The organism is Caulobacter sp. AP07, from assembly GCF_000281955.1.
Classification (GTDB): Bacteria; Pseudomonadota; Alphaproteobacteria; order Caulobacterales; family Caulobacteraceae; genus Caulobacter.
On sequence record NZ_AKKF01000201.1, the window covers coordinates 1 to 22,497 of the forward strand.

Genomic DNA, 22,497 nt, shown 5'->3' on the forward strand with positions numbered 1-22,497 from the left:
GCGCCATGGCGGCGGCCTGCCGATCGAGATCCGCGCGGTGGCCGAGGGCAGCGTCATCCCGACCCACAACGCGATGATGACCGTGGTCAACACCGACCCCGACTTCTTCTGGCTGACCAGCTATGTCGAGACCGCGCTGCTGCGGGTCTGGTACCCGGTGACGGTGGCGACGATCAGCTGGAACGTCCGCCAGGCGATCAAGGCGGCGCTGGAAAAGACGGCCGACGACGTCGAAGGCCAGCTGCCGTTCAAGCTGCACGATTTCGGGGCGCGCGGCGTGTCCAGCGAGGCCTCCGCCGCCCTGGGCGGGCTGGCCCACCTGGTCAGCTTCCAGGGCAGCGACACCCTGTCGGCAATCGTCGCGGGGCGGCGGCTGTACGGCGCGCCGATGGCCGGGTTCAGCATTCCCGCCGCCGAGCACAGCACGATCACCAGTTGGGGCCGCGAGTACGAGGTCGACGCCTATGCCAACATGATCGCGCGGTTCGGCAAGCCGGGCGCGACCTATGCCGTGGTCTCCGACAGCTACGACCTCTACGCGGCGATCGAGCACCTGTGGGGCGAGACCCTGCGCCAGCGGGTGATCGACAGCGGCGCGACCCTGGTGGTGCGGCCCGACAGCGGCGACCCGGTCACCGTGGTGGCCAAGACCCTGGCCCTGCTGGCGCGGCGATTCGGGACCACGCTGAACGGCAAGGGCTACAAGGTGCTCAACACCGTGCGGGTGATTCAGGGCGACGGGGTCAATCCGGAGAGCATCCAGGCCATCCTCGACCGCACCGTCGCCGACGGCTTCAGCGCCGAGAACATCGCCTTCGGCATGGGCGGGGCGTTGCTGCAGAAGCTGGACCGCGACACCCAGCGCTTCGCCTACAAGGCCAGCGCCGTCGAGGTGAACGGCGTGTGGCGCGACGTCTTCAAGGACCCGGTCACCGACGCGGGCAAGCGCTCCAAGCGCGGGCTGCTGGGGCTGACGCGCGGGCCGGACGGCTGGAAGACGGTGGCGGTGGACGGGGCGCGGTTCGCGCCGCTCGACGGCGGGGAGAACGCCCTGGTTCCGGTGTTCCGTGACGGCGAGCTGCTGGTGGACCTGACCCTGGCGCAGGTGCGGGCGACAGCGGCGGGGTGACCTGATGAGCGGGGACAGGCGCATGCGCCTGTCCCCGATCGTGCCTAGACCGCCATCCGCGCCAGCAGCACCGCCACCGCCGACAGGGTGAGGCAGGACACGGCCGTGGTCAGGGCCACCGTCCGGGCGCCTCCGCGCTCGAAGACGCTGTGGGCCTTGGTCTGGATGAAGACGTTGACCGCGGTCGGGGTGGCGGCCATCAGGGTCGCGCCCAGGCGGAAGCCCAGCGGCGCGTCGACCAGGCCGGTGGCGATCCAGGCGGCGGCCGGCAGAATCGCCAGCTTGGCGACGGCGGCCAGGATGATCGGACCCCAGCGTGGGGTCGGCGCGGGCTCTTCGGGCGCGGGCTCGCAAGGTTCGCCGGCGATCGGCTCGCCGGTCAGGCCCAGGGCCACGCCCAGGGCGACCAGGGCCACGGGGCTGCCCGAGGCGGCCGCGGCGGCCACCGCCCGGTCGAGCATGCCGGGCAGGGACAGTCCCAGCAGGGCCAGGACCGTGCCGGTGATCGCCGCCAGCACGATCGGGTTGCGCAGGGCCTGCATCAGCGAGCGCCAGGTCGAGCGGCCCCCGGCCCAGCCCAGCAGGCCGACGCCGACGGCGGCGACGACCACGAAATCGACCGCCACCACCCCGGCCGACAGCCGCGCGGTCTCGGGGCCGAGCACGGAGACGACGATCGGCAGGCCCAGGAACGCGCTGTTGCCCAGGCCGCCCGCCAAGGCGGCGCCAGCCCGTTCCTCGCGCGTCCAGCGCAGGGCGAGGCCGACCGTGACCATCAGGGCCACCACCAGCAGGGCGCAGGCGCCATAGGCGGTCAAGCCCAGGGCCAGGGCCCGATCGGGCGCGCCGACCCGCGACAGCGAGTGGATGAGCAGGGCGGGAAAGCCGATCCAGTAGACATAGGTCGACAGGCCGCTGGACATCCGCGCGTCGAACAGGCGCAGCCGCGCCAGGACGACACCGGCCGCCACCAGCATGAAGAACGGCAGCACCCGCTGGGGTACGTCGAGCAAAAGAGCGGTCACGGGTCTAACGGGGTAGGGCGCAAGCGCGGCGGTCTCCGCCCGGAAGGGCCGCCTGTCGATACCATTGGCGACGGCGGCCGGTCCAGCGTAGCGCTCAAGCTAGCGCTCGTCGGTCGGCAGGCGAACATGCACCAGCCGCCACTCGAACAGCTTGCCGCGTCGGAAGGTGAAGACCGTCGCCTGGGCCGGCCGGCCGGGACGCTTGACCGCGATGCGCACCCGGTTGGGGTCCCAATAGGCGATGGTGGGGTGCGGCCCGGCGACGACGGCCTTGACCCTGTCCGTCGCCGTGACCGGCTTGGCGAGCGGCGGCGGGGCCGCGCCCGGCGCATAGCCGCGGGTCAGGGCCGACAGGCCGGCCACCGTCAGATAGCGGTCGACCTTGGGCTCGGGCGGGGCGATCGGCTCGATGGCGCGCTTGAAGACGTTCAGGGGATCGCGCCAGATCGACGGCGGCTCGGCGGGCGCCGCGGCGGGCGCGGTCTCGTCCAACTGGGCGGTCAGGCTGCGGCGCACGGCGGGGAAGTCGACCAGCTCGTTGATCGCCTGCACGTCCTCGTACTGGGCGGCGGCCTTGAGGGCGCGAAAGGCGAACCAGGGCGCGGTGGCGAAGGCGGCGGCGAACACGACGATGGCCAGGACCACAAGGTCCCACAATCGCTTCTGAATGGTCATCGCGCGCCCCCGCCGCAGAGTTAACGCCGCATAGAAGGCGGTTCGCGGGGTCGCCGCAAGGTGGTTCGCCCAAAACCGTTCCTGGAGGCCGCCTCGTCAGTAGGTGACGGTGGCGACGACGGTGTCGGCATAGGCGCCGGGCGAAGGCGTCGTCTGGGCCGGCGCGCGGCCATAGACGGTGAAAGGCTGGGAACCGCCCGTGCCGCTGCCGCTCCACACGAAGCCCGCCCCCTGGGCGAGGTCGCCCCATGGCTGATCGCGGGCGGCGTTCTTGTAGAGGCCGTAGGTCACGGTCTCCGCCCCCTTCTTCATCTTGCGCAGGGTAGGGCCGGTTCCGGTCAGGCCGTTGCTCAGGCCGACGCTGTAGGGGGATCCGGCCGTGCAGGTGACGTCCAGCGACCCTTGGGCGTCCTTGGCCGCGCTGAGCACGCCGGAGGTTCCGAAGTCCACATTGCCGGCGGTGACCTGGCAGTCGGGGACCAGGGTCGCGCTGAAGGTGAACAGGGTCGGCGTCACGGTCGAGCCCACCGTCACGCCCGCGCAGCTCAGGAGATTCAGGCCCCAAAGGAAGGTCTCGCCCACGAAGTCGCTGGAATAGATCCCGGGCGCGGTGGTCGTCTGGATCCAGATGCGCCCATAGAGCGTGCGCGAGACGTTGATCGTGCCGCCCAGCCCGGGGGTGGCGGTGATGGTCGGCGGCGTGCCGAACACCGGCGACACGGTCGATCCCCAGGGCTGGGTGCGGCCGCTGTCCTGATAGATCTGGAACGGCAGGGTGACGCCGGGCGACAGTTTCAGCAGTCGCCCGCCCGAACCGTCGCCGCCCCCGGAGCCGCCGTCCAGGTTCGGGCAAAGCGTGATCGGGACGGCGGGGACCAGGCCCGAACAGCTGAAGTTCAGGGTGGCCGTGGTGTCGATCGTGCCGGCGGTCAGGGGGCTGATGTTCGTGCCGAAGCTGCCGTTGCCGACGCTCACGCTGCAACTGGCGGCCCGGGCCGGCGTCGGAACGGCCAGCCAGCCGAGCGCGCTGATCCCAAGGCCGAGGACCAGCGGAACCAGGATCCTAGCGACAGATCGTTTCCACCACACCGGGACCTCCCTTCGGGCCGGGAGAGAAGGCGAAACGGGCGGCGCAGGTGACGCCGTCCTCGAGATAGACCGTCAGGTCATTGGTGGCGTGAAGGTCGGTCAGGAAGACCTGGCCGCCATAGCCGACGATGGTCCGCTCGCTCGTGCCGGACCGGACAGCCTCGGCGCCGGCCGGAACATAACGGCCGTCGGCCAGGCGCAGGGTCACCAGGGCCGAGGGCGGGCTCTTGGCCACGCCGAAGCGGACCAGAACGCCGCCGCCGTCGATCGGCACGACCAGCTTTTCGGTGTCGGCGGCTTCCAGGTCCAGCGCCAGCATCCGCGGGTCGATGGCGATCTTGTTGTCGTCGAAGGCCGAGAGGTTGCGCACCACCAGCCGGCCGTCGCGGCCGCTCTGGCCGATCTTCTGGTTCTGGAACAGCACCGGCACGCCTGGCGCGCCGACATCGACCATGGCGAACGCCCCGTCCAGGCGGTTGACCAGGGCGGGGGTTCCGCCCAGCCAGGCCAGGGCGCCGTCGACCTGGACCTGGGCCCGGGTGGCGCCGTCGATGCTCTGGGCGGCGCCTGCCACGCGGTACGCACGGCCGCGATAGGCGCCTTGGGCCTCGATCCGCGAACGCGCGCCCTGCTCCATCCGCAGGCGCCAGGCGCTGGAGCCCTGGCTCTGGTTCTCGGCCTTGCTGGCCTCGACGAAGCCGATGGCGTCGCCGCCCTGGGCCTCGGCCCCGATCGTCGCCGAGGTGGCCCCGCCCAGCGGGATCGCCAGGCCGAAGAAGGCTCCGGTGTCACGACGCTCGCCGCGCGAGGCGTAGCCCGAGGCGTAGAGGGTCAGGCCGCGGCCCAGGGTCTGGCGCAGCGAGCCGGTCCAGACGGCGCGGGTCATGCCGGCCCGGGTCTCCTGGTCCGAATAGCTCAGGCTGAACGTCGCCGGATCGCCGCCGCGCCGGTAGGGCGTCAGGTCGATGGGGGCGGAGAGGGTGATCTGGTTGACCTCGCGCGGCGGCGTGTCGGCGTCCTCCTGGACGTCGCGCCAGGACCTGATCGCGGTGGCGGAGGCCAGGTCGCGATAGCCCGACGTCGCCCGCATCGCCATGGCCGAGACGTAGAGGCCGGCGAACCGGCTGTCGAAGACGACCGAGGTCAGGGCGCCCTGGCGATCCTTCTCCCGGCTGGCCGAGGTCGAGACGCCCGCCACGCCGAGACCGCCCAGCTGGACGGCGAGGCCGGCGCCCAGATTGGCCAGGCCCGCGCCGCCCTCGGCGTGGCCCTCCAGCGTCAGGCTGTCCAGCAGGCCGTAGCGCACGCTGCCGGTGGCCAGCAGCGGGGCGGCATAGGCGTTGGAGCGCAGGCCGAAATAGCGGCGGGCGAACCCCACCTCGGCGGCGTAGTCCACGAAGCCCCGGCGCAGCAGCAACGGCGTGGTGAAGAACGGCGCGGTCACCGTGGTCTGGCGTCCCGTCGCGTCGCGCAGCACCAGGCGCGCCTCGCTGAAGCCCCGGGTCGGCGGCAGGCCGTCGATCTCGATCGGTCCGGCCCCGACCCGGCGCGACAGCACCGGTACGTCGTTGACGTAGAGATCGAGGATCGAGGGCGCGGCGGCGCTGGCCGACAGGCGCGGCGAGGGCATGGTGATCAGGTCGGGACGGGTGGAGAAGTCGCGGCGGACCTGCAGCCCCGCCATGCGGATGGGGCGGGTCCAGGAAAAGCCCGCATTGATGAAGTCGCCGGCCCGGATGTCGAGGGCGTGGCGAGGGGAGTACCAGTTCCAGGCGGTGTCGAGGCGGACCAGGTCGCTGTGACCCGAGACGTGGACTCCCGAGAAGGCGGAGGCGACGGCGCCGAAGCGGCCGAAGATCCTGGCGTCCAGCGCGACGCCCAGCGAGCCCAACTCCACCGCGCCGCCGGCCTCGCCCTGTCCGCCGTCGGCCGAGATCGCGTAGTTCAGCACCGCGCCGAAGTCCTGGCGGGCGTTCAGGCCGTCGAGCCCCGGCGGCCCCAGGTCGAAGCGCTGGGCCCGCAGCGTATCGACCGCGGCTTCGACCAGCAGCCGCTGGCCGTCCTCGTCGTAGGTGGCGCGCAGGCCCGGCAAGGTGGACAGGTCGACGGGGCCTGGGCGCCGGGGCGGCGACAGGCCGACGGCCCGCATCTCGTCGGCGCTCATCGACAATCGCCCGTCGGCGTCGCGGGTGACGGCCGCCACCAGGCCCGTGCCGTGTCCGTTGATCCAGACCTCCAGCTGCAAATCCTGGGCGATCGCCGTCGGGGCCGAGCGCGAGGGAGGGGGAACGTCCTGGGCGAGGGCGGGAGATCGGGAGGTGGCGGCGGCCATGATCAGCACCGCCGCCTCAATCGCCAGGAAGCGGCGCATCGATCGGACCCGCGTCCGTATCGGCGGTGAGGCGCAGGCCGGACGCGGCCTGGAAGGGGCCGGTGGGCCAGGTCATCTTCGAACCGGGCAAGGCGTAGCCGACCAGGCCCTTGCGTTCGGCCAGCACGGCGCCGGTCGCGTCGCGGATGCGCAGGTTCGCGATGCGCAGGTGCCGGCCGCCCGTGTTGCTGGCCATCAGGGCCGGGCCGCCCTCGGACTGGATCAGGCGCCATTCGACCTTGGCGCGGTCGCCGGACGCGGCGAAGAACAGCGGAATGGAGTGGCGCATCAGCAGGGTGACCGACCGGCTGTTTTCGCCCAGCGGCGGCGGCAGTTCATCGACGATCAGGCGATAGGTTTCCTGCCGCTCGGGCAGCTTGGGATCCAGCCGGACGACACGCACGGTGCGCGCCGCGCCGGGCGTCACCTTGGAGATGGGCGGACTGACGACCACGCCGGTCGCGGGCTCCAGCACGTCCTTGCCGTCTCGCTGGCTCCAGCGAAACACCCGCACCTGCACGTTCAGCGGCGCGGTGTCGTCGTTGAACAGGCTGAGCGTGGCGGCGTTCTGGCCGGGGGGCAGGTCCAGGCCGACCGGGCTGACGCGCAGGGTGGAGGCGTGGGCCGCATGGGGGACCGGGACCGCGGAGAGCGTCGCGGCCAGCAGGATGGCGAGGGCGGCCCCGCCACGCATCAGTAGGTGATCGTCACCGACACGAGGTCGCTATAGGCGCCCATGGCGGGGGTGGACTGGGCGGCGACGCGCCCATAGGCGGTATAGGTCTGGACCGCGCCGTTGCCGGTGGCGGCCTGGGTGTCGACGTTCTGGGTGACGCCCCAGATCTGGGACCGGCCGGCGTCGCGATAGAGCGTGTAGGTCACGGTGTCGTTGGCGGCGCTGGTCATCTTGCGGCTGCCGACCGTGGCGCCGCTGCCCGCGCCGGCGCTCAACGCCACCGTATAGGGCGTGGAGTTGGTGCACTGGACGCCGATCGCGTTGGTGGTGTCGATGTTGCTGTCGATGACGCCGTGCAAGCCGAAGTCCACGTTCGAGGCCGACTGCACCTTGCATTCGCCCTGAATGGTCAAGTTGACTTGAAATGAACTGGTCGCCGTCGCGGCGTTCGACGCCGAGAAAATGCTCAAGCTCGCAAGAGCTGCGAGGGTGAAAACTGAGACAGATGCCGTTTTCATGACCCATCCACCGTTCTGACCGCGCGAATACGAGAAGGTACGCTCAATGAGTGTGCCTCTCGTCCTTACCGAGTCATTAATGGCATCCGGGTCTCGGGTGCGACGCCTCGCCGCACGGTTGAGGGTTGGTTATGGGTGTTCCCCTCCAGGTTGGTGCGAATTACAGCGAACGCGGTTCGATGACTTGGGCGTCGCGGAACGTTGGTACGGCAGGGAAAACGCCAGGGTCGCGGATCGCCGGCGCCGGGGAACGGGGGCGGTGATCGAAGGACGGCGAGAGCTTGGGCGTCGCTCCGGGCCAGGGGCGTTATGTCGCAGCGCTTCGCGTACCTTCGAGGCCCGCGCCGCGTCGCGTCGGAGTCGCAAAAACGCCTCCGGAGCGGGGCTCCGGAGGCGTCGATGTTCAGGCTTGAAGGGGGACTAGGCCGCCATCGCCTTCTTCAGGTTCTCGTCGATCTTGTCGAGGAAGCCTTCGGTGGTCAGCCACGACTGCTTGTCGCCGACCAGCAGGGCCAGGTCCTTGGTCATGAAGCCGCTTTCGACGGTGTCGACGCAGACCTTTTCCAGGGTGTGGGCGAAGGCGGCCAGTTCGGCGTTGTTGTCCAGCTTGGCGCGGTGGGCCAGGCCACGGGTCCAGGCGAAGATCGAGGCGATCGAGTTGGTCGAGGTGCTCTCGCCCTTCTGGTGCTGGCGGTAGTGGCGGGTGACGGTGCCGTGGGCGGCTTCGGCCTCGACGGTCTTGCCGTCCGGGGTCATCAGCACCGAGGTCATCAGGCCCAGCGAGCCGAAGCCCTGGGCGACGATGTCGGACTGCACGTCGCCGTCGTAGTTCTTGCAGGCCCAGACATAGCCGCCCGACCACTTGAGGGCCGAGGCCACCATGTCGTCGATCAGGCGGTGCTCGTAGTGCAGGCCGGCGGCCTTGAACCGCTCGGCGTACTCGGCGTCGTAGATCTCCTGGAAGATGTCCTTGAAGCGACCGTCGTAGTATTTGAGGATCGTGTTCTTGGTCGACAGGTAGACCGGATAGTTGCGGTTCAGGCCGTAGGCGAACGAGGCGTGGGCGAAGTCGCGGATCGACTCGTCGAGGTTGTACATGCCCATGGCGACGCCGGCGCCCGGCGCCTTGAACACTTCGTGCTCGATGGTCTCGCCGTCTTCGCCGACGAACTTGATCGACAGCGTGCCCTTGCCCGGGAACAGGAAGTCGGTGGCCTTGTACTGGTCGCCGAACGCGTGGCGGCCGACGATGATCGGCTGGGTCCAGCCCGGCACCAGGCGCGGCACGTTCTGGCAGATGATCGGTTCACGGAAGATCACGCCGCCCAGGATGTTGCGGATCGTGCCGTTCGGCGACTTCCACATCTTCTTGAGATTGAACTCGGTGACGCGCTGTTCGTCGGGGGTGATGGTGGCGCACTTGACGGCCACGCCGTGCTTCTTGGTCGCCTCGGCCGCGTCGATCGTGACCTGGTCGTTGGTGGCGTCGCGGTTCTCGACGCTGAGGTCGAAATAGTCGAGCTCCAGGTCCAGGTACGGGAAGATCAGCTTATCCTTGATGAGCTTCCAGATGATCCGGGTCATTTCATCGCCGTCCATGTCGACGACGGGGTTGGCGACTTTGATCTTGGCCATTGCGGGGTCTTTCCTCTCGCGGTGGCGCGCCTGTGACTCTTTGGCGCACAGGGCCAAGGAGCGGCGCGGACGGCGTGCCTATAGACTGTTGCGGGCCGGGGGGGAAGGCGAGGCGGTCGTGCGGCCGCTTTCGGCGTCTTGGGCGTTGAATTCCCGTGTAAACGCTTGTTGAGGCTTCGTAGGGTACGAACACGGGTGGAGAGCCGTCGAGCCATTACCGAGGTGACATCGCCGCTCGCCCGGCGACTGCTGGCGATCGTCGCGGTCCTGTCGATCGCGGTGACCGGCATGGCCACGGCCGTGACCTTCGTCTTCGTGCAGCGCGGCGCCGCCGACGCCCAGATCCGCCACCTGGCCGAATATGTCGGCGAGCGGGTCAAGACCGAGGACCGCCTGTTCTCCGACCTGGTCAAGGTGCACGAGGCCGCTTCCGACTCCCTGGCCCGCCGGCTGGCGGCGATCGATCCGCGCACGGTGGACGCCGCGTTCGACGCTCAGTTTCCCAAGCATGGCGACGGCACCCGGCGCACGGCCGACCGGCTCTATGACGGCGGGGTGGCGGACGGCGACTACACCTACGGCGTCGGCGGCTATCTGCGCGAAGCCGACCGGCTGACCCAGCAGGAGAAGGCGCTGTTCCTGGCCGCCGCCCAGGTGGTGTCCCACGCCGGCGAGGCGGAGCTGAACCGCTACGACAACTTCTACTTCTTCACGCCCGAGACCCGGCTGGTGATGTTCGGGCCCAAGCGTCCTGACCGGCTGATGTACTATCGCCACGGCGCCCCGCCGACCCTGGACATCAGCGGCGAGGAAATGACCCTGCTGACCCTGCCGGAGCAGAACCGTCAGCGGGTGATGAAGTGCACCAAGCTGCGCAAGCTGATCTCCGACCCCAGCGGCCGAGGCCTGAACTCGGCCTGCATGACGCCCTTCGACTATCACGGAAGGCAGCTGGGGGCCTGGGGCACCAGCCTGTCGCTGGACTCCTACCTGCTGCGGGCCGTCGAGGACGCCCTGCCGGGCGGCCGCAACATGATCGTCTCGTCGGACGGCGAGCTGATCGCCGCGCCGGGTCTGGCCAGCAACGGCGTGGTCGACGCCCAGACCCTGGTGCGCGCCCAGGCCCGCGAGGGCGTGGCCGACATCGTTCGCCAGATCCGGGTGCGTGGCGACGACGTCGGCGCCATCCGCAACAAGGACCGGGTGATCGCCTATGGCCGGCTCAAGGAGCCGGACTGGTATTTCCTGATGAGCTTCCCGTCGGACACCCTGGTGTGGTCGGCGGTCAAGACGGCGTCCTGGGTGCTGCTGTTCGGGGTGCTGGGCGTCGTGGTCCAGGTGGCGTTGCTCTACCGGGTGATGCGGATCACCGTGGAGCGGCCGCTGGGCGTGCTGGCCGACGCCCATCGCACCGGCAACGTCGCCGAGGCCGCGCCGATCGAGGCCCGCACCGACGAGATCGGCGCCCTGGCCCGCACCCTGCGCAGCCAGCGCGACGGCAATATCGAGCTCCTGCGCTCGCTGGAGGATCGGGTCGCCGAGCGCACCATCGAGCTGGAGCGCGCCAACCAGGCCAAGTCGGTGTTCCTGGCCAATATGAGCCACGAGCTGCGCACGCCGCTGAACGGGGTGCTGGCCATCGGCGACCGCCTGGCCGAGGAGTCTGACCCCGAGCGCCGCCGCGAGCTGGCCGCCCTGGTCACCTCGTCGGGCCGGTTGCTGGAGCAGGTGCTGGGCGACATTCTCGACGTCTCCAAGATCGAGGCCGGCCAGTTCCAGCTGTCCGCCGCGCCGTTCGACCTGGCGCGGCTGGTGGGCGGGGTCGCCGAGCTGCACCGGGCCACGGCCGAGGCCAAGGGCCTGGACTTCAGCTGGTCGCTGCAGCCGGGCGTCGAGGGGACCTATCTGGGCGACGCCGGGCGGATCAGCCAGATCCTCAACAACCTGCTGGCCAACGCCGTGAAGTTCACCGCCGTGGGCGGCATCGGCCTGATGGTCGAGCCCACCGAGGATGGCTTGAGCTTCGCGGTCAGCGACACCGGCGTCGGCTTCGACGACACCGTGCGCCGGCGCCTGTTCAAGCGCTTCGTTCAGGCCGACCAGTCGATCACCCGGCAGTTCGGGGGCACGGGACTGGGCCTGTCGATCTGCGCGGCGCTGGCCGAGATGATGGGCGGCCGGATCGACGCCCGCGCCGTGGTCGGCCGCGGGGCGATCTTCCAGGTCGACCTGCCGCTGCCGCGAGTCCAGGCGGTGGAGGAGGACGACGCCGGCGACGAGGAGGACGTCTCGCTGGAGGGCCTGCGGGTGCTGGTCGCCGAGGACCACCCGACCAACCAGAAGGTCGTCGAGATCGTGCTGCGGCCCTATGAGGTGGTCCTGACCATGGTCGAGGACGGCCAGGCGGCACTGGACGCCTTCGAGCCGGGCGCGTTCGACGCCGTCCTGATGGACATGCAGATGCCGGTGATGGACGGCCTGACCGCCACCCGCCTGATCCGCGAGCGTGAAGCCGCGGCCGGCGCGCCGCCCGTCCTGCTGATCATGCTGACCGCCAACGCCATGGAAGAACACGTCGCCGCCGCCAGGGCCGTGGGCGCCGACCTGCACCTGGCCAAGCCGATGCGGCCGGCCGAGCTGCTGGAGGCCCTGGCGCGGGTGCGGATGAAGCGCGGGGCGGTGGTGGCTGGCGGGGTGGAGTAGGCGGGTGCTCGTCCGCCATGCATTTCCGGCAAACAAGCTTGTCATCCCGGACAAGCCCGGCGAAGGCCGGGCGCAGATCCGGGACCGCCGGAAGCGCCTGCGTTCACGCCCCGGTCCCGGATCGGCGCGCTGCGCGCTTGTCCGGGATGACAGGGTTTTTCGCAGGCGATTGCCCTACCTCACCGCCCGTCCTCGATGATCATCCGCGCCGCCTTCTCGGCGATCATCAGGGTCGGGGTGTTGGTGTTGCCCGAGGTGATCGTGGGCATCACCGAGGCGTCGGCGACGCGCAGGCCCGTGACCCCGAACACCCGCAGGCGCGCGTCGACCACCGCCATCGGGTCGTCGGCCAGGCCCATCCTGGCCGTGCCGACGGGGTGGAAGATGGTGGTCGCCAGCTGGCGCGCGGCGGCCAGCAGTCCGGCGTCGTCGTCGGTCGCCAGGCCCGGCGCCATCTCGTCGGGCGCGTAGCGGGCGAGGGGCGGCTGGGCGACGATGCGGCGGACCAGCCGCATCGAGTCGATCGCCACCCGCTCGTCCTCGTTGGTGGACAGGTAGTTGGGCTGGATGCGCGGCGCGACGGTGGGATCGACACTGTGGGCGTGGATCGCGCCGCGACTGGTGGGGCGCAGATTGCAGACGCTGATGGTGATGGCGGGAAAGGCGTGCAGGGGTTCGCCGAACCGGTCCAGCGACAGCGGCTGGACATGGAACTGCACGTTGGGGGTCCGATGCTCGGGCGAGCTGCGCGCGAACGCCCCCATGTGCGACGGGGCCATCGACATCGGACCGCGCCGCGTCAGGGCGTATTCCAGCGCCATCAGCGGCCGGCGCCACAGCGAGGCGTAGAGGGCGTTGAGGGTCGGCACGCCGCTGACCCGGTAAACCGGACGGATCTGCAGGTGGTCCTGCAGGTTCTCGCCGACCCCCGGCAGGTGGCGAAGCGTCGGCAGGCCCAGGGGCGACAGCACGGCCCCGTCGCCGATCCCCGACAGCTCCAGCAGGTGCGGCGTGCTGACGGCGCCGGCCGTCAGCACGACCTCGCCGCGACACCGGGCCTCACGGGCCTGGCCCTTCTCGGTCCAGGCGACGCCGACCGCTCGGCCGTCCTCGATGATCACGCGGGTGACCAGCGCCCCGGTCCTGAGATCGAGATTGGGCCGCGACAACACTGGCTTGAGGAAGCCCCGCGCCGCGCTCCAGCGCAGGCCGGCCCGCTGGTTGACCTGGAAATAGCCGGCCCCGAAATTGTCGCCGCCGTTGAAGTCGGCGCTCTGGGGGATGCCCTCCAGCGCCGCCGCCTCGGCGAAGGCGTCCAGCACCCGCCAGCGCATGCGCGGATGCTCCACCCGCCATTCCCCGCCCGAGCGGTGGAAGGCCGATGGCGGCGCGATGTGGTCCTCCTGGGCCATGAACAGCGGCAGGACGTCGTCCCAGCCCCAGCCGGCCAGGCCCCGCTGGCGCCAGCCGTCATAGTCGGCCGCCTGGCCGCGCATGTAGATCATGGCGTTGATGGCCGAGGAGCCGCCGATCACCTTGCCCCGGGGATAGGCGAGGCTGCGGCCGTCCAGCCCCGGCACGGGCTCGGTCCGGAACATCCAGTCCGAGCGCGGATTGCCGATCGCGAACAGGTAGCCGACCGGGATGTGGAACCAGATCCAGTCGTCGCGGCCGCCGGCTTCCAGCACCAGCACCCGGCGGCGCGGATCGGCCGACAGGCGGTTGGCCAGGACGCAGCCGGCCGACCCGGCCCCGACGACGATATAGTCGTAGGTCTCGACCGTCATGGCCCGGGCCTTCCGGAGGGGGGGCGGGTCGCGACGATCCCGGCGATCGCGGCCGCCGCCCGGTCCAGGGCGGCGGGGTCCAGCCGGTCCAGGGCCAGGGTCGCCAGGGGCTCCCGCCCGGACTTGCGGCGCTCGCGGGCGTAGGCGGGGTCGTAGTGGAGGGCCATCAGCGCCTCGGCCAGCGCGGTCAAGGCGCCCTGGTCGATCAGATCACGCCAGGCGGCCAGCCGCTTCTGGCTGGGATGGACCGGCAGGCGCTGCAGGATCGCCAGCAGCGCCTCGCGCTGGTCGGCGATGTCGCCATAGGCCTCGACCAGGTAGCGCGCCCGTTCCGGCAGCGGCGCGGTGACCTCGATCCGGGGCGCCCGGCGCATGGCCTCCCACAGCATCGGCGGCACGACCCGGTTGCCGATCTTGCTGGACTCGGCCTCGACCACCACCGGCCGGGCGGGGTCGAGCGCGTCGAGCGCCGCCACCAGCTGGCTCTCGAACAGCTTCTGGCCGGGCTGCGGCCGCCCGGGCACCGCCCCGAACAGCGAGCCGCGATGACGGGCCAGGCCTTCCAGGTCGATGGTCTGCACGCCCCGGCGGGCCAGGTCGCTCAGGATCGCCGTCTTGGCCGAGCCGGTGTCGCCGTCCAGCAGGACCAGGTCCAGGTCGCAAGGGACGTCGTAGAGCCGGGCCTGCACCCAGCGACGATAGGTCCTGTAGCCGCCGTTCAGCACCGTCGTCGGCCATCCGACCCGTTGCAGGATGGTGGCCATGGCGTTGGACCTCTGCCCGCCGCGCCAGCAATAGACCAGGGGCTGGAAGCCCTCGGGCTTGTCGGCGAGGCTGGTTTCCAGGTGGCGGGCGATGTTGCGCGCCACGTGGGCCGCGCCGATCCGGTTGGCCCGCAGCCGCGACTCCTGGACGTAGATCGTCCCCACCTCGGCGCGCTGGGCGTCGTCGAGCACCGGCAGGTTGATTGCTCCGGGCAGGTGGTCCTGGGCGAACTCCCCGGGACTGCGCACGTCGATGATCTGGTCATAGGCCGCCAGGGCGGCGGGATCGGCGGTCGCCAGGACCTGGAGCGGCTTCATGTCCGGTCAGGCGTCCGCCACGGGTCGATCGTCATCCTGCCGGGTCTCGTCGCTGCTTTTCTGGTGCGCGACTATGCGCGACCCGTCGGGGAATCGTAAGGTCCCACGGCGATGTTCCAGGAGCCGCCCGCGTGTCCGATCCCGTCCGACTGACCTCTCTGGCCCACGGCGGCGGCTGCGGCTGCAAGCTGTCGCCCGCCGTGCTGCGCGACATCCTGGCCCAGTCGCCGGCGGCGGGCCTGTTTCCCAACCTGATGGTCGGGACCGAAACCTCGGACGACGCCGCCGTCTGGCGGCTGAACGACCAGCAGGCCCTGGTCGCCACCACCGACTTCTTCATGCCGGTGGTCGACGATCCCCACGACTTCGGGCGGATCGCCGCGACCAACGCCCTGTCGGACGTCTATGCGATGGGGGCGACGCCGATCTTCGCCCTGGCGATCGTCGGCATGCCCATCGACAAGCTGCCGGTCGAGACCATCGGCGCGATCCTGGCCGGCGGGGCCTCGGTCTGCGCGGCGGCCGGCGTGCCGATCGCCGGCGGCCATTCCATCGACAGCGTCGAGCCGATCTACGGCCTGGTCGCCCTGGGCCTGGTTCACCCCGACCGCGTGCTGTCCAACCGCGGCGCGCGGGCCGGCGACGTGCTGATCCTGACCAAGGCGCTGGGCGTCGGGGTGCTGAGCGCGGCGTTCAAGCAGCAGCGCCTGTCGCCCGAGGGCTATGCGGCCCTGATCGCCACCACCACCCAGCTGAACACGGTCGGCGCGGCGCTGGGCGAGGTCGCGGGAGTCCATGCGGTCACCGACGTCACGGGTTTTGGCCTGCTGGGCCACCTGCTGGAGATGTGTCGCGGCGCGGGGCTGGCGGCTGAGCTCGACGCCGGCGCGCCCGTGCTGCTGGCCGAGGTCGAGGCCCTGGCCAAGGCCGGGGTGCGCACCGGCGCCGCCGTTCGCAACTGGGCGAGCTACGGCGCGGCCGTCCAGATGCCGGCCGCCGCGCCGGACTGGCGGCGCGACCTGCTGGCCGATCCGCAGACCAGCGGCGGCCTGCTGATCGCCGTCGCCCCCGAGGACGCGGAAGCCGTGCTGCGCCAGGTCGTGGACGCGGGATTCGCCGCCGCCCGGATCGTCGGGCGGATGGTCGCCGGGGCGCCGCAGGTGAGGGTGGCGAACGCGGGTTAGGGCGCCTTCCGGTTGCGCGGACTGGCTCCCGTCCACCGCTTGAACGCCCGGGAGAACGAGCTCGGGTCCGAGAAGCCGACCAGATAGGCGGTCTCGTTCACCGAGGTCTTCTCGCCGCTCAGATAGTGCAGGGCCATGCGGTGGCGCAGGTCGTCGACCAGCAGGTCGTAGCTGACGCCCTCCTGTTTCAGGCGGCGATACAGCGACGTGCGGCTGAGACCCAGCTGTCTGGCCACCCGCGCCATGCCGGCGTCGCCCTTGTGCAGCATGGGGATCAGCAGGCCTTCCACCCGCCCGCGCAGGGTCTGGGCGCTTTCGAGGCTCTTCAGCAGCTTGTCGGCGTGTTCGCTGAGGAGGCCGAACGCGTAGCGGCTGGGATTGTGCAGTTCGATGCCCAGCCACGAGGCGTCGATCATGATCGCGTTCCGGTCGCTGCCGAACGTCACCGGGACCCCCAGGACACGTTCGTACTCGGCGGCGTGCTCCGGGGCCGGATGGGTGACGTGCACCGCCTTGGCGAACGGCGCGTCGGGGAAATGGCGGCGGGTCTCGGAAATGAACCGCGACCAGGTGGATTCCGTCATTTCCGGAAAGCTGTTGGGGTCGGCGCGCATGTCGACCATCCACAGCGCGCCGTCCCGGGGTTGAATCTGGAACCGCCCGCCCTTCACCGGAACGTCGACCTCGGCGACCAGGCGGCCGTAGCGGTTCAACTCCATCAGGGCCTCGCCCATGGTCGGGGCGGCGTAGCAGATCAGTCCGACGACAGACAATTCCTTGAAATCCTTGGTGGCCCCCAGGCGCAGCGCCAGGGCGGGCTCCCCGCACAGCGCCTTGGCGGCCCGCATCAAGGCGACGTAGCGGTCCAGGGGGATGCGGCTGTCGGGGTCTTTCAGGTCGTCGAGGGCTATGCCCGACCGCGCGGAAAGCGCCTCGGCGCCGGCGCCCCGCGACAGGGCGTACTGCATCAGGTTGTTGACGTACCCCGCGGAGACGGTGGGCTCGGGCATGGTTCCGTCCTCTTGAAACCGAAAGCCATGTTTTCTGGTCACGGCCGTCATGTGCCGCCGAACCTGTGCGGGATATCCCTTCCCGGCAAGGGTTTTGGGGAACCAGGATGACGGCGACGACGGCTTTGGCGGAACGTTCGAAATTCACGGCGGACAGGGTGCTGGGGGCGTCGGCCGCCTTCTGGTTCCTGGTCGCCCTGGTCGGGCAGTGGGCCTTCGTGGCCTATGTGGCGTCCTTCTATGGCGGCGCGGCGCTCCAGGGCAATTTCGAGCGTTGGAACGACGTCCTGGTCGGCGGCTACGTGCGGGGCGGGACGGTCGGCAACGTGGTCCTGGGCGCGCACCTGCTCCTGGCGGTGGTCATCACCGTCGGCGGACCGCTGCAGCTGATCCCGTGGCTCCGGGCCCGGGCGCGGCCCTTCCACCGCTGGAACGGCCGTCTCTACATCCTGACCGCGATCGTCATCAGCCTGGCCGGGCTCTACATGGTCTGGACCCGGGGAACGGCCGGCGGTCCCTTGATGCGGATCGGCATCAGCGTGAACGGCGTGCTGATCCTGGCCTGCGCCGTGCTGGCCTGGCGGCATGCGATGGCCCGCCGGATCGACGTCCATCGCCGCTGGGCCCTGCGAGCCTTCATCCTGGTCAGCGGGGTGTGGTTCTTCCGGGTGGGGCTGATGCTGTGGATCCTGCTGAACCAGGGGCCGGTCGGGATCGGCAAGGATTTCGACGGCCCGTTCGTGCGGTTCTGGGCGTTCGGCTGCTACCTCGTCCCGCTCGCCGTGCTGGAGCTCTACCTGCGCGCCCGGGACCGTTCCGGGCCGCCGGGAAAGCTGGCGATGGCCGCCGCGCTGTTCGTGCTCACCGCCGGGGTCGGGATCGGAATCTTCGGTGCCGCCATGGGAATGTGGCTGCCGCGCATGGGCTGAGCATGAGGCCTGGCGGCCCCGCCGCGCACGCGCCGGACCCTGGCTAAACGCGCGACGCGGCATCGTGGGGCTTGCACCGCGCGGCCGACCGGCGGCAAAGGGAGCGATGAGCTCGAACTTTCCCCCGCCCTGCGTGATCCTCAACCAGCCGCAACTGGCCGAGAACATCGGCGCGGTCGCCCGGGTGATGGCCAATTTCGGTCTCGAGGACCTGCGCCTGGTCAGCCCGCGCGACGGCTGGCCGCAGGAGCGCGCCTGGCCCAGCGCCTCGGGCGCCAACTGGCCGCTCGACAACGCCAAGGTGTTCGACACGCTGGAGGCGGCGATCGCCGACCTGAAGCTGGTGTTCGCCACCACGGCCCGCCCGCGCGAGACCCGCCTGCCGGTGGTCACCCCGCGCGAGGCCGCCGCCCAGCTGTCGGACGAGGTGGCCCAGGGGCATGCGGTCGGCCTGCTGTTCGGCGGCGAGCGGGCCGGGCTGGAGACCGACGACATCGCCCTGTGCCAGGCGATCATCTCCATCCCGATCGACGAGCGCTTCCGCTCGCTGAACCTGGCCCAGGCGGTGTCGATCAACGCCTACGAATGGAAGATGACGGTCGATGACCGGCCCTGGGTGAAGTTCGAACAGAACGTCGAGCCGCCCGCCGACCAGTCCAGCCTGATCGGCCTGTACGGCCAGCTGGAGGACGAACTGGAGGCCGCCGGCTTCTATCATCCGCCTGAAAAGAAGCCGTCGATGGTCCGCAACCTGCGCGCCCCTCTGGCCCGGGCCCGGCTGACCGAGCAGGAGGTGCGCACCTTCCGCGGCGTGGTCACGGCGCTGTCCCGGGGACGGGGCCGGGTGCTGGCCAAGCTGGCGGCGCAGAAGGCGGTGAAGGCGGTCAAACCCGAGGATGGCGATCCTTCGTCATAGCTCTCCTGACTCGTCATCCCCCGCTTTATGCGGGGGACCCAAGCTGACTTGGCCCGCGTGGTTTAGGTCCCCCGAACAAGTCGGGGGATGACGGAGGGGAGGGCTTGCGACCCGTCGCCTTCCAGTGTCCTCTCCCGTCAAACAAACGTTGGGGAGAAAGCGGCATGAACCGTCGACAACTGATGCTGACCGCCGGCGCGCTGGGCCTAGTGGGGACACCCGCCCTGGCCGCCGGGGCGGACCCGGACGCGGCCCGCGACGCCTGGTTCTACGCCCTGCCGCTGATCGAGATGGCCACCACCCGGGCCCGGGTGCTCAAGACGCCGGGCGCGGCGGTCAACAAGCTGAACCACGGGCGGGTGCTGTCCGACCACACCGCCCGGGCGGTGACCACGCCCAACAACGACACGCTCTATTCCATCGCCTTCCTCGACCTGAGCCAGGGACCGGCGACCCTGACCGTGCCGGCCACCGGGGCGCGCTACTGGTCGGCGGCGGTGATGGACATGTTCACCAACAACAACGCCGTGCTGGGCCTGCGCACCGTGGGCGGCGAGGGCGGGACCTTCACCCTGGTGGGACCGGGCCAGGCCGCGCGCGGTCCCAACCCCGTGCGCGTCGCCACCCCGCACGCCTGGCTGCTGATCCGCACCCTGGTCGCCGACGCGGCCGACCTGCCGGCCGCGCACAAGGTCCAGGACGGCTTCGTCCTGACCGCCGCCAAGGCCGCCGCGCCGCCGGCCTACGCCGCGCGCGACGCCGATCCGGCCGCCTATTTCGCCGCCGCCCGCCAACTGCTGGCCGCCGACCCCGCGCCGGCCAGCGACCTGCGGATCCTGCGCCGGACTTCCGCCTTCCTGGGCGCGGGACCGTTCGACGCCGACCTGGCCAAGGCCGGGGCCGACAAGGCTCAGCTGATCACCAAGTTCGCCCTGGGCCGCCAGAGCTTCGTCCAGGGCTGGGCCTATCCGCGCGCCAACCTCGGCGACTACGGCCAGGACTACATCTACCGCGCCATCGTCGCCCTGGCCGGCCTGGGGGCCCTGCCAGTGGCCGAGGCGATGTACATGAAGGCGGCCGGCGACAACGGGGCGGGGCTGTTCGACGGCGACGGCCTCTATCGCCTGAGCCTGCCGGCCCAGTTGCCGCTGGACGGCTTCTGGTCGCTGTCGATGTACGAGGCCACGGCCGACGGCCAGTATTTCTTCACCGACAACCCGCTGGATCGCTACGCGATCGGTGACCGCACGGCCGGGCTGAAGCGCGAGGCCGACGGGTCGCTGAACCTGTGGATCGGCCGCACCGACCCCGGCGGCGAGCGCTCGGCCAACTGGCTGCCCGCGCCCAAGGCCGGGCCGTTCGCCCTGTACCTGCGGACCTACCTGCCCAAGCCGGAGCTGCTGGACGGCCGGTTCCGGTTCAAGGCGGTGGAGAAGGTCTGACTAGGGTGTCGGTCGGGGACAGGCGCATGCGCCTGTCCCCGGTCAAGTCCGATCCCGCAAGGGGAGGAGGAAACGGTAGGGGCTCGACCCCGCCACGCCCCAAAGGCAAAGTCCGGCCCGACTCAATTCCCGGAGACCCGACCATGAAGACCCGCGCCGCCGTCGCCTTCGCCGCCAAGCAGCCGCTGGAGATCGTCGAGGTCGACCTGGAAGGCCCCCGCCACGGCGAGGTGCTGATCGAGATCAAGGCCACCGGCGTCTGCCACACCGACGCCTATACGCTGGACGGCCTGGACAGCGAGGGCCTGTTCCCCTCGATCCTGGGTCACGAGGGCGCGGGCGTGGTGGTCGAGGTCGGTCCCGGCGTCACCAGCCTGGCGGTCGGCGACCACGTGATCCCGCTCTACACGCCCGAATGTCGCCAGTGCAAAAGCTGCCTCAGCGGCAAGACCAACCTTTGCACGGCGATCCGCGCCACCCAGGGCAAGGGGCTGATGCCGGACGGCACCAGCCGCTTCTCCTACAAGGGTCAGACCATCCACCACTACATGGGCTGCTCGACCTTCTCGAACTACACCGTGCTGCCCGAGATCGCCGTGGCCCGCATCCGCAAGGACGCGCCGTTCAAGTCGGCCTGCTATTGCGGCTGCGGCGTCACCACCGGCGTGGGCGCGGTGGTCAACACCGCCAAGGTCGAACCGGGCGCCAACGCGGTGGTGTTCGGCCTGGGCGGCATCGGCCTGAACGTGCTGCAGGGCCTGAAGCTGGTGGGGGCCGACAAGATCATCGGCGTCGACCTCAATCCGGACCGCGAGGAATGGGGCCGCAAGTTCGGCATGACCCACTTCGTCAATCCCAAGACCATCGACGGCGACCTCGTCGCCCACCTGGTGGCCCTGACCGATGGCGGCGCCGACTACACCTTCGACTGCACCGGCAACACCACGGTGATGCGCCAGGCGCTGGAGGCCTGCCATCGCGGCTGGGGCCAGAGCATCATCATCGGCGTGGCCGAGGCCGGCAAGGAGATCGCCACCCGGCCGTTCCAACTGGTCACCGGTCGGGTCTGGAAGGGCACGGCGTTCGGCGGCGCGCGTGGCCGCACCGACACCCCGAAGATCGTCGACTGGTACATGGACGGCAAGATCCAGATCGACCCGATGATCACCCACGTCCTGCCGCTGGAGCGCATCAACGAGGCGTTCGACCTGATGCACCGGGGCGAGAGCATCCGGACGGTGGTGACGTTCTAGGGGGCAGAAAACCCCCTCAGTCGCTACGCGACAGCTCCCCCTGAGGGGGAGCATCTTGGCGCAACAGATCCTCCCCCTTTGGGGGAGGTGGCCCGGAGGGCCGGAGGGGGACCTTCGGCGCATGAAATGCCCGACGTCGAAATCCTCGTCGCCTACCGCACCCAGGGCGGGACCCTGCGCTACTGCCGGCACGACAGCGCCAGCACGGGCACGCCGATGAAGTTCACGGTGTGGACGCCGGACGGCGAAGGGCCGTTCCCCTACCTCGTCTGGCTGTCGGGCCTGACCTGCACCGAGGACAACTTCACCGCCAAGTCGGGCGTCTACGCCCACGCGGCGAAGCACGGTCTGGCCATCGTCGCGCCCGACACCTCGCCGCGCGGCGAAGGGGTGGCCGACGATCCGGCCTACGATCTGGGGCAGGGGGCCGGCTTCTATGTCGACGCCACCCAGGAGCCGTGGGTGCCGCACTTCCAGATGTACTCCTACGTCACCCGGGACCTGCTGGAGGCCGTCGACGGCGCCTTCCCGCTGGACGGCGCAAGGCGCGGGATCTTCGGCCATTCGATGGGGGGCCACGGGGCCTTGACCATCGCCCTGAAGAACCCGGAGCTGTTCCGGTCGGTCAGCGCGTTTGCGCCGATCGTCTCGCCGTCGAACTGCCCGTGGGGCGACAAGGCGCTGGGCGCCTATCTCGGCCCCGACCGCGCCGCCTGGCGGGCCCACGACGCCGTCGCCCTGATCGAGGACGGCTACGGCGAGGATTTCGACGAGATCCTGGTCGACCAGGGTCTGGCCGACGCCTTTCTGGACAGCCAGCTGAAGCCCGAACTGTTGGAGGAAGCCGGCGCCGAGGCCCGCCTGAAGGTCACCGTCCGCCGCCAGGACGGCTACGACCACAGCTACTTCTTCATCGCGACGTTCATCGGCGATCACGTGGCGTGGCACGCGCAAAGGCTGTGAACTGAAATGACTTCTCCCTCCCCCTTGTGGGGAGGGGGGACCAGCGAAGCTGGTGGGTGGGGCTTCACCGCCGCCTTGAGTCATCAAACCCCACCCGACCCCTTCGGGGC

18 protein-coding genes are annotated in these 22,497 nt (G+C 70.4%); 8 read left to right on the forward strand and 10 right to left on the reverse strand.

Features of this window, described 5'->3' with window-relative positions; all coding sequences use genetic code 11:
• Positions 1-1,129 (forward strand): nicotinate phosphoribosyltransferase (locus PMI01_RS17645; RefSeq protein WP_007671931.1); only part of this gene is annotated, 1,129 nt, incomplete at its 5' end.
• Positions 1,130-1,173: 44 nt separating this feature from the next.
• Here the strand turns inward: PMI01_RS17645 and PMI01_RS17650 are convergent.
• The 7 genes from PMI01_RS17650 to PMI01_RS17680 all read right to left on the reverse strand — a co-directional run bounded on the left by PMI01_RS17650 (position 1,174) and on the right by PMI01_RS17680 (position 9,118).
• The gene (locus PMI01_RS17650; protein ID WP_007671934.1) at positions 1,174-2,154 is read right to left on the reverse strand and encodes an AEC family transporter; all 981 of its coding nucleotides are present in this window, start codon (positions 2,152-2,154) and stop codon (positions 1,174-1,176) included.
• A gap of 99 nt (positions 2,155-2,253) precedes the next feature.
• A complete protein-coding gene (locus PMI01_RS17655) occupies positions 2,254-2,829 on the reverse strand; it encodes a DUF2939 domain-containing protein (protein ID WP_007671936.1) in 576 nt (191 codons plus the stop codon).
• Between the two features lie 96 nt (positions 2,830-2,925).
• Positions 2,926-3,918, reverse strand: a complete 993-nt coding sequence (locus PMI01_RS17660; protein WP_007671938.1) for a Csu type fimbrial protein — start codon at positions 3,916-3,918, stop codon at positions 2,926-2,928.
• Positions 3,893-6,289: a fimbria/pilus outer membrane usher protein gene (locus tag PMI01_RS17665; RefSeq protein ID WP_007671940.1), complete on the reverse strand. Its 2,397-nt coding sequence runs from the start codon at positions 6,287-6,289 to the stop codon at positions 3,893-3,895. The genes PMI01_RS17660 and PMI01_RS17665 overlap by 26 nt, the downstream gene beginning before the upstream one ends.
• Positions 6,267-6,983 carry a fimbrial biogenesis chaperone gene (locus PMI01_RS17670; RefSeq protein ID WP_007671941.1) on the reverse strand — a complete coding sequence of 239 codons (717 nt, stop codon included), beginning with the start codon at positions 6,981-6,983 and terminating at the stop codon, positions 6,267-6,269. Before PMI01_RS17670 ends, PMI01_RS17665 begins: the two co-directional genes overlap by 23 nt.
• Positions 6,983-7,483, reverse strand: a complete 501-nt coding sequence (locus PMI01_RS17675; RefSeq protein ID WP_007671944.1) for a Csu type fimbrial protein — start codon at positions 7,481-7,483, stop codon at positions 6,983-6,985. Before PMI01_RS17675 ends, PMI01_RS17670 begins: the two co-directional genes overlap by 1 nt.
• Before the next feature lie 420 nt (positions 7,484-7,903).
• Positions 7,904-9,118, reverse strand: a complete 1,215-nt coding sequence (locus PMI01_RS17680) for an NADP-dependent isocitrate dehydrogenase (protein WP_007671946.1) — start codon at positions 9,116-9,118, stop codon at positions 7,904-7,906.
• A 195-nt stretch (positions 9,119-9,313) separates the two neighbouring features.
• On the opposite strand from PMI01_RS17680, the gene PMI01_RS17685 reads away from it, so the two are divergent.
• The gene (locus tag PMI01_RS17685; RefSeq protein WP_007671947.1) at positions 9,314-11,821 is read left to right on the forward strand and encodes an ATP-binding protein; all 2,508 of its coding nucleotides are present in this window, start codon (positions 9,314-9,316) and stop codon (positions 11,819-11,821) included.
• A gap of 179 nt (positions 11,822-12,000) precedes the next feature.
• On the opposite strand, the gene PMI01_RS17690 is transcribed toward PMI01_RS17685, so the two are convergent.
• On the reverse strand, positions 12,001-13,608 hold the full coding sequence (locus PMI01_RS17690; RefSeq protein WP_007671948.1) for a GMC family oxidoreductase: 1,608 nt from the start codon (positions 13,606-13,608) through the stop codon (positions 12,001-12,003).
• The gene (gene mnmH, locus PMI01_RS17695) at positions 13,605-14,690 is read right to left on the reverse strand and encodes a tRNA 2-selenouridine(34) synthase MnmH (RefSeq protein WP_007671949.1); all 1,086 of its coding nucleotides are present in this window, start codon (positions 14,688-14,690) and stop codon (positions 13,605-13,607) included. The genes PMI01_RS17690 and mnmH overlap by 4 nt, the downstream gene beginning before the upstream one ends.
• 131 nt (positions 14,691-14,821) lie before the next feature.
• Here mnmH and selD point away from each other — a divergent pair, with 131 nt between their 5' ends.
• On the forward strand, positions 14,822-15,874 hold the full coding sequence (selD, locus tag PMI01_RS17700; protein WP_007671950.1) for a selenide, water dikinase SelD: 1,053 nt from the start codon (positions 14,822-14,824) through the stop codon (positions 15,872-15,874).
• Here the strand turns inward: selD and PMI01_RS17705 are convergent.
• A complete protein-coding gene (locus tag PMI01_RS17705; protein WP_007671951.1) occupies positions 15,871-16,884 on the reverse strand; it encodes an AraC family transcriptional regulator in 1,014 nt (337 codons plus the stop codon). The genes selD and PMI01_RS17705 overlap by 4 nt on opposite strands.
• A 107-nt stretch (positions 16,885-16,991) precedes the next feature.
• On the opposite strand from PMI01_RS17705, the gene PMI01_RS17710 reads away from it, so the two are divergent.
• From PMI01_RS17710 to fghA, 5 genes are all read left to right on the forward strand, one after another.
• Entirely contained in the window at positions 16,992-17,813 is an 822-nt protein-coding gene (locus tag PMI01_RS17710; protein WP_007671952.1) for a DUF2306 domain-containing protein, read from the forward strand.
• 106 nt (positions 17,814-17,919) lie between these two features.
• A complete protein-coding gene (locus PMI01_RS17715) occupies positions 17,920-18,729 on the forward strand; it encodes an RNA methyltransferase (protein ID WP_007671953.1) in 810 nt (269 codons plus the stop codon).
• Between the two features lie 164 nt (positions 18,730-18,893).
• Positions 18,894-20,171 carry a DUF1254 domain-containing protein gene (locus PMI01_RS17720; RefSeq protein WP_007671954.1) on the forward strand — a complete coding sequence of 426 codons (1,278 nt, stop codon included), beginning with the start codon at positions 18,894-18,896 and terminating at the stop codon, positions 20,169-20,171.
• Positions 20,172-20,314: 143 nt separating this feature from the next.
• Entirely contained in the window at positions 20,315-21,424 is a 1,110-nt protein-coding gene (locus PMI01_RS17725) for an S-(hydroxymethyl)glutathione dehydrogenase/class III alcohol dehydrogenase (protein ID WP_007671955.1), read from the forward strand.
• 126 nt (positions 21,425-21,550) lie between these two features.
• Entirely contained in the window at positions 21,551-22,387 is an 837-nt protein-coding gene (fghA, locus tag PMI01_RS17730) for an S-formylglutathione hydrolase (RefSeq protein WP_007671956.1), read from the forward strand.
• The last annotated feature ends 110 nt before the right edge of the window (positions 22,388-22,497 follow it).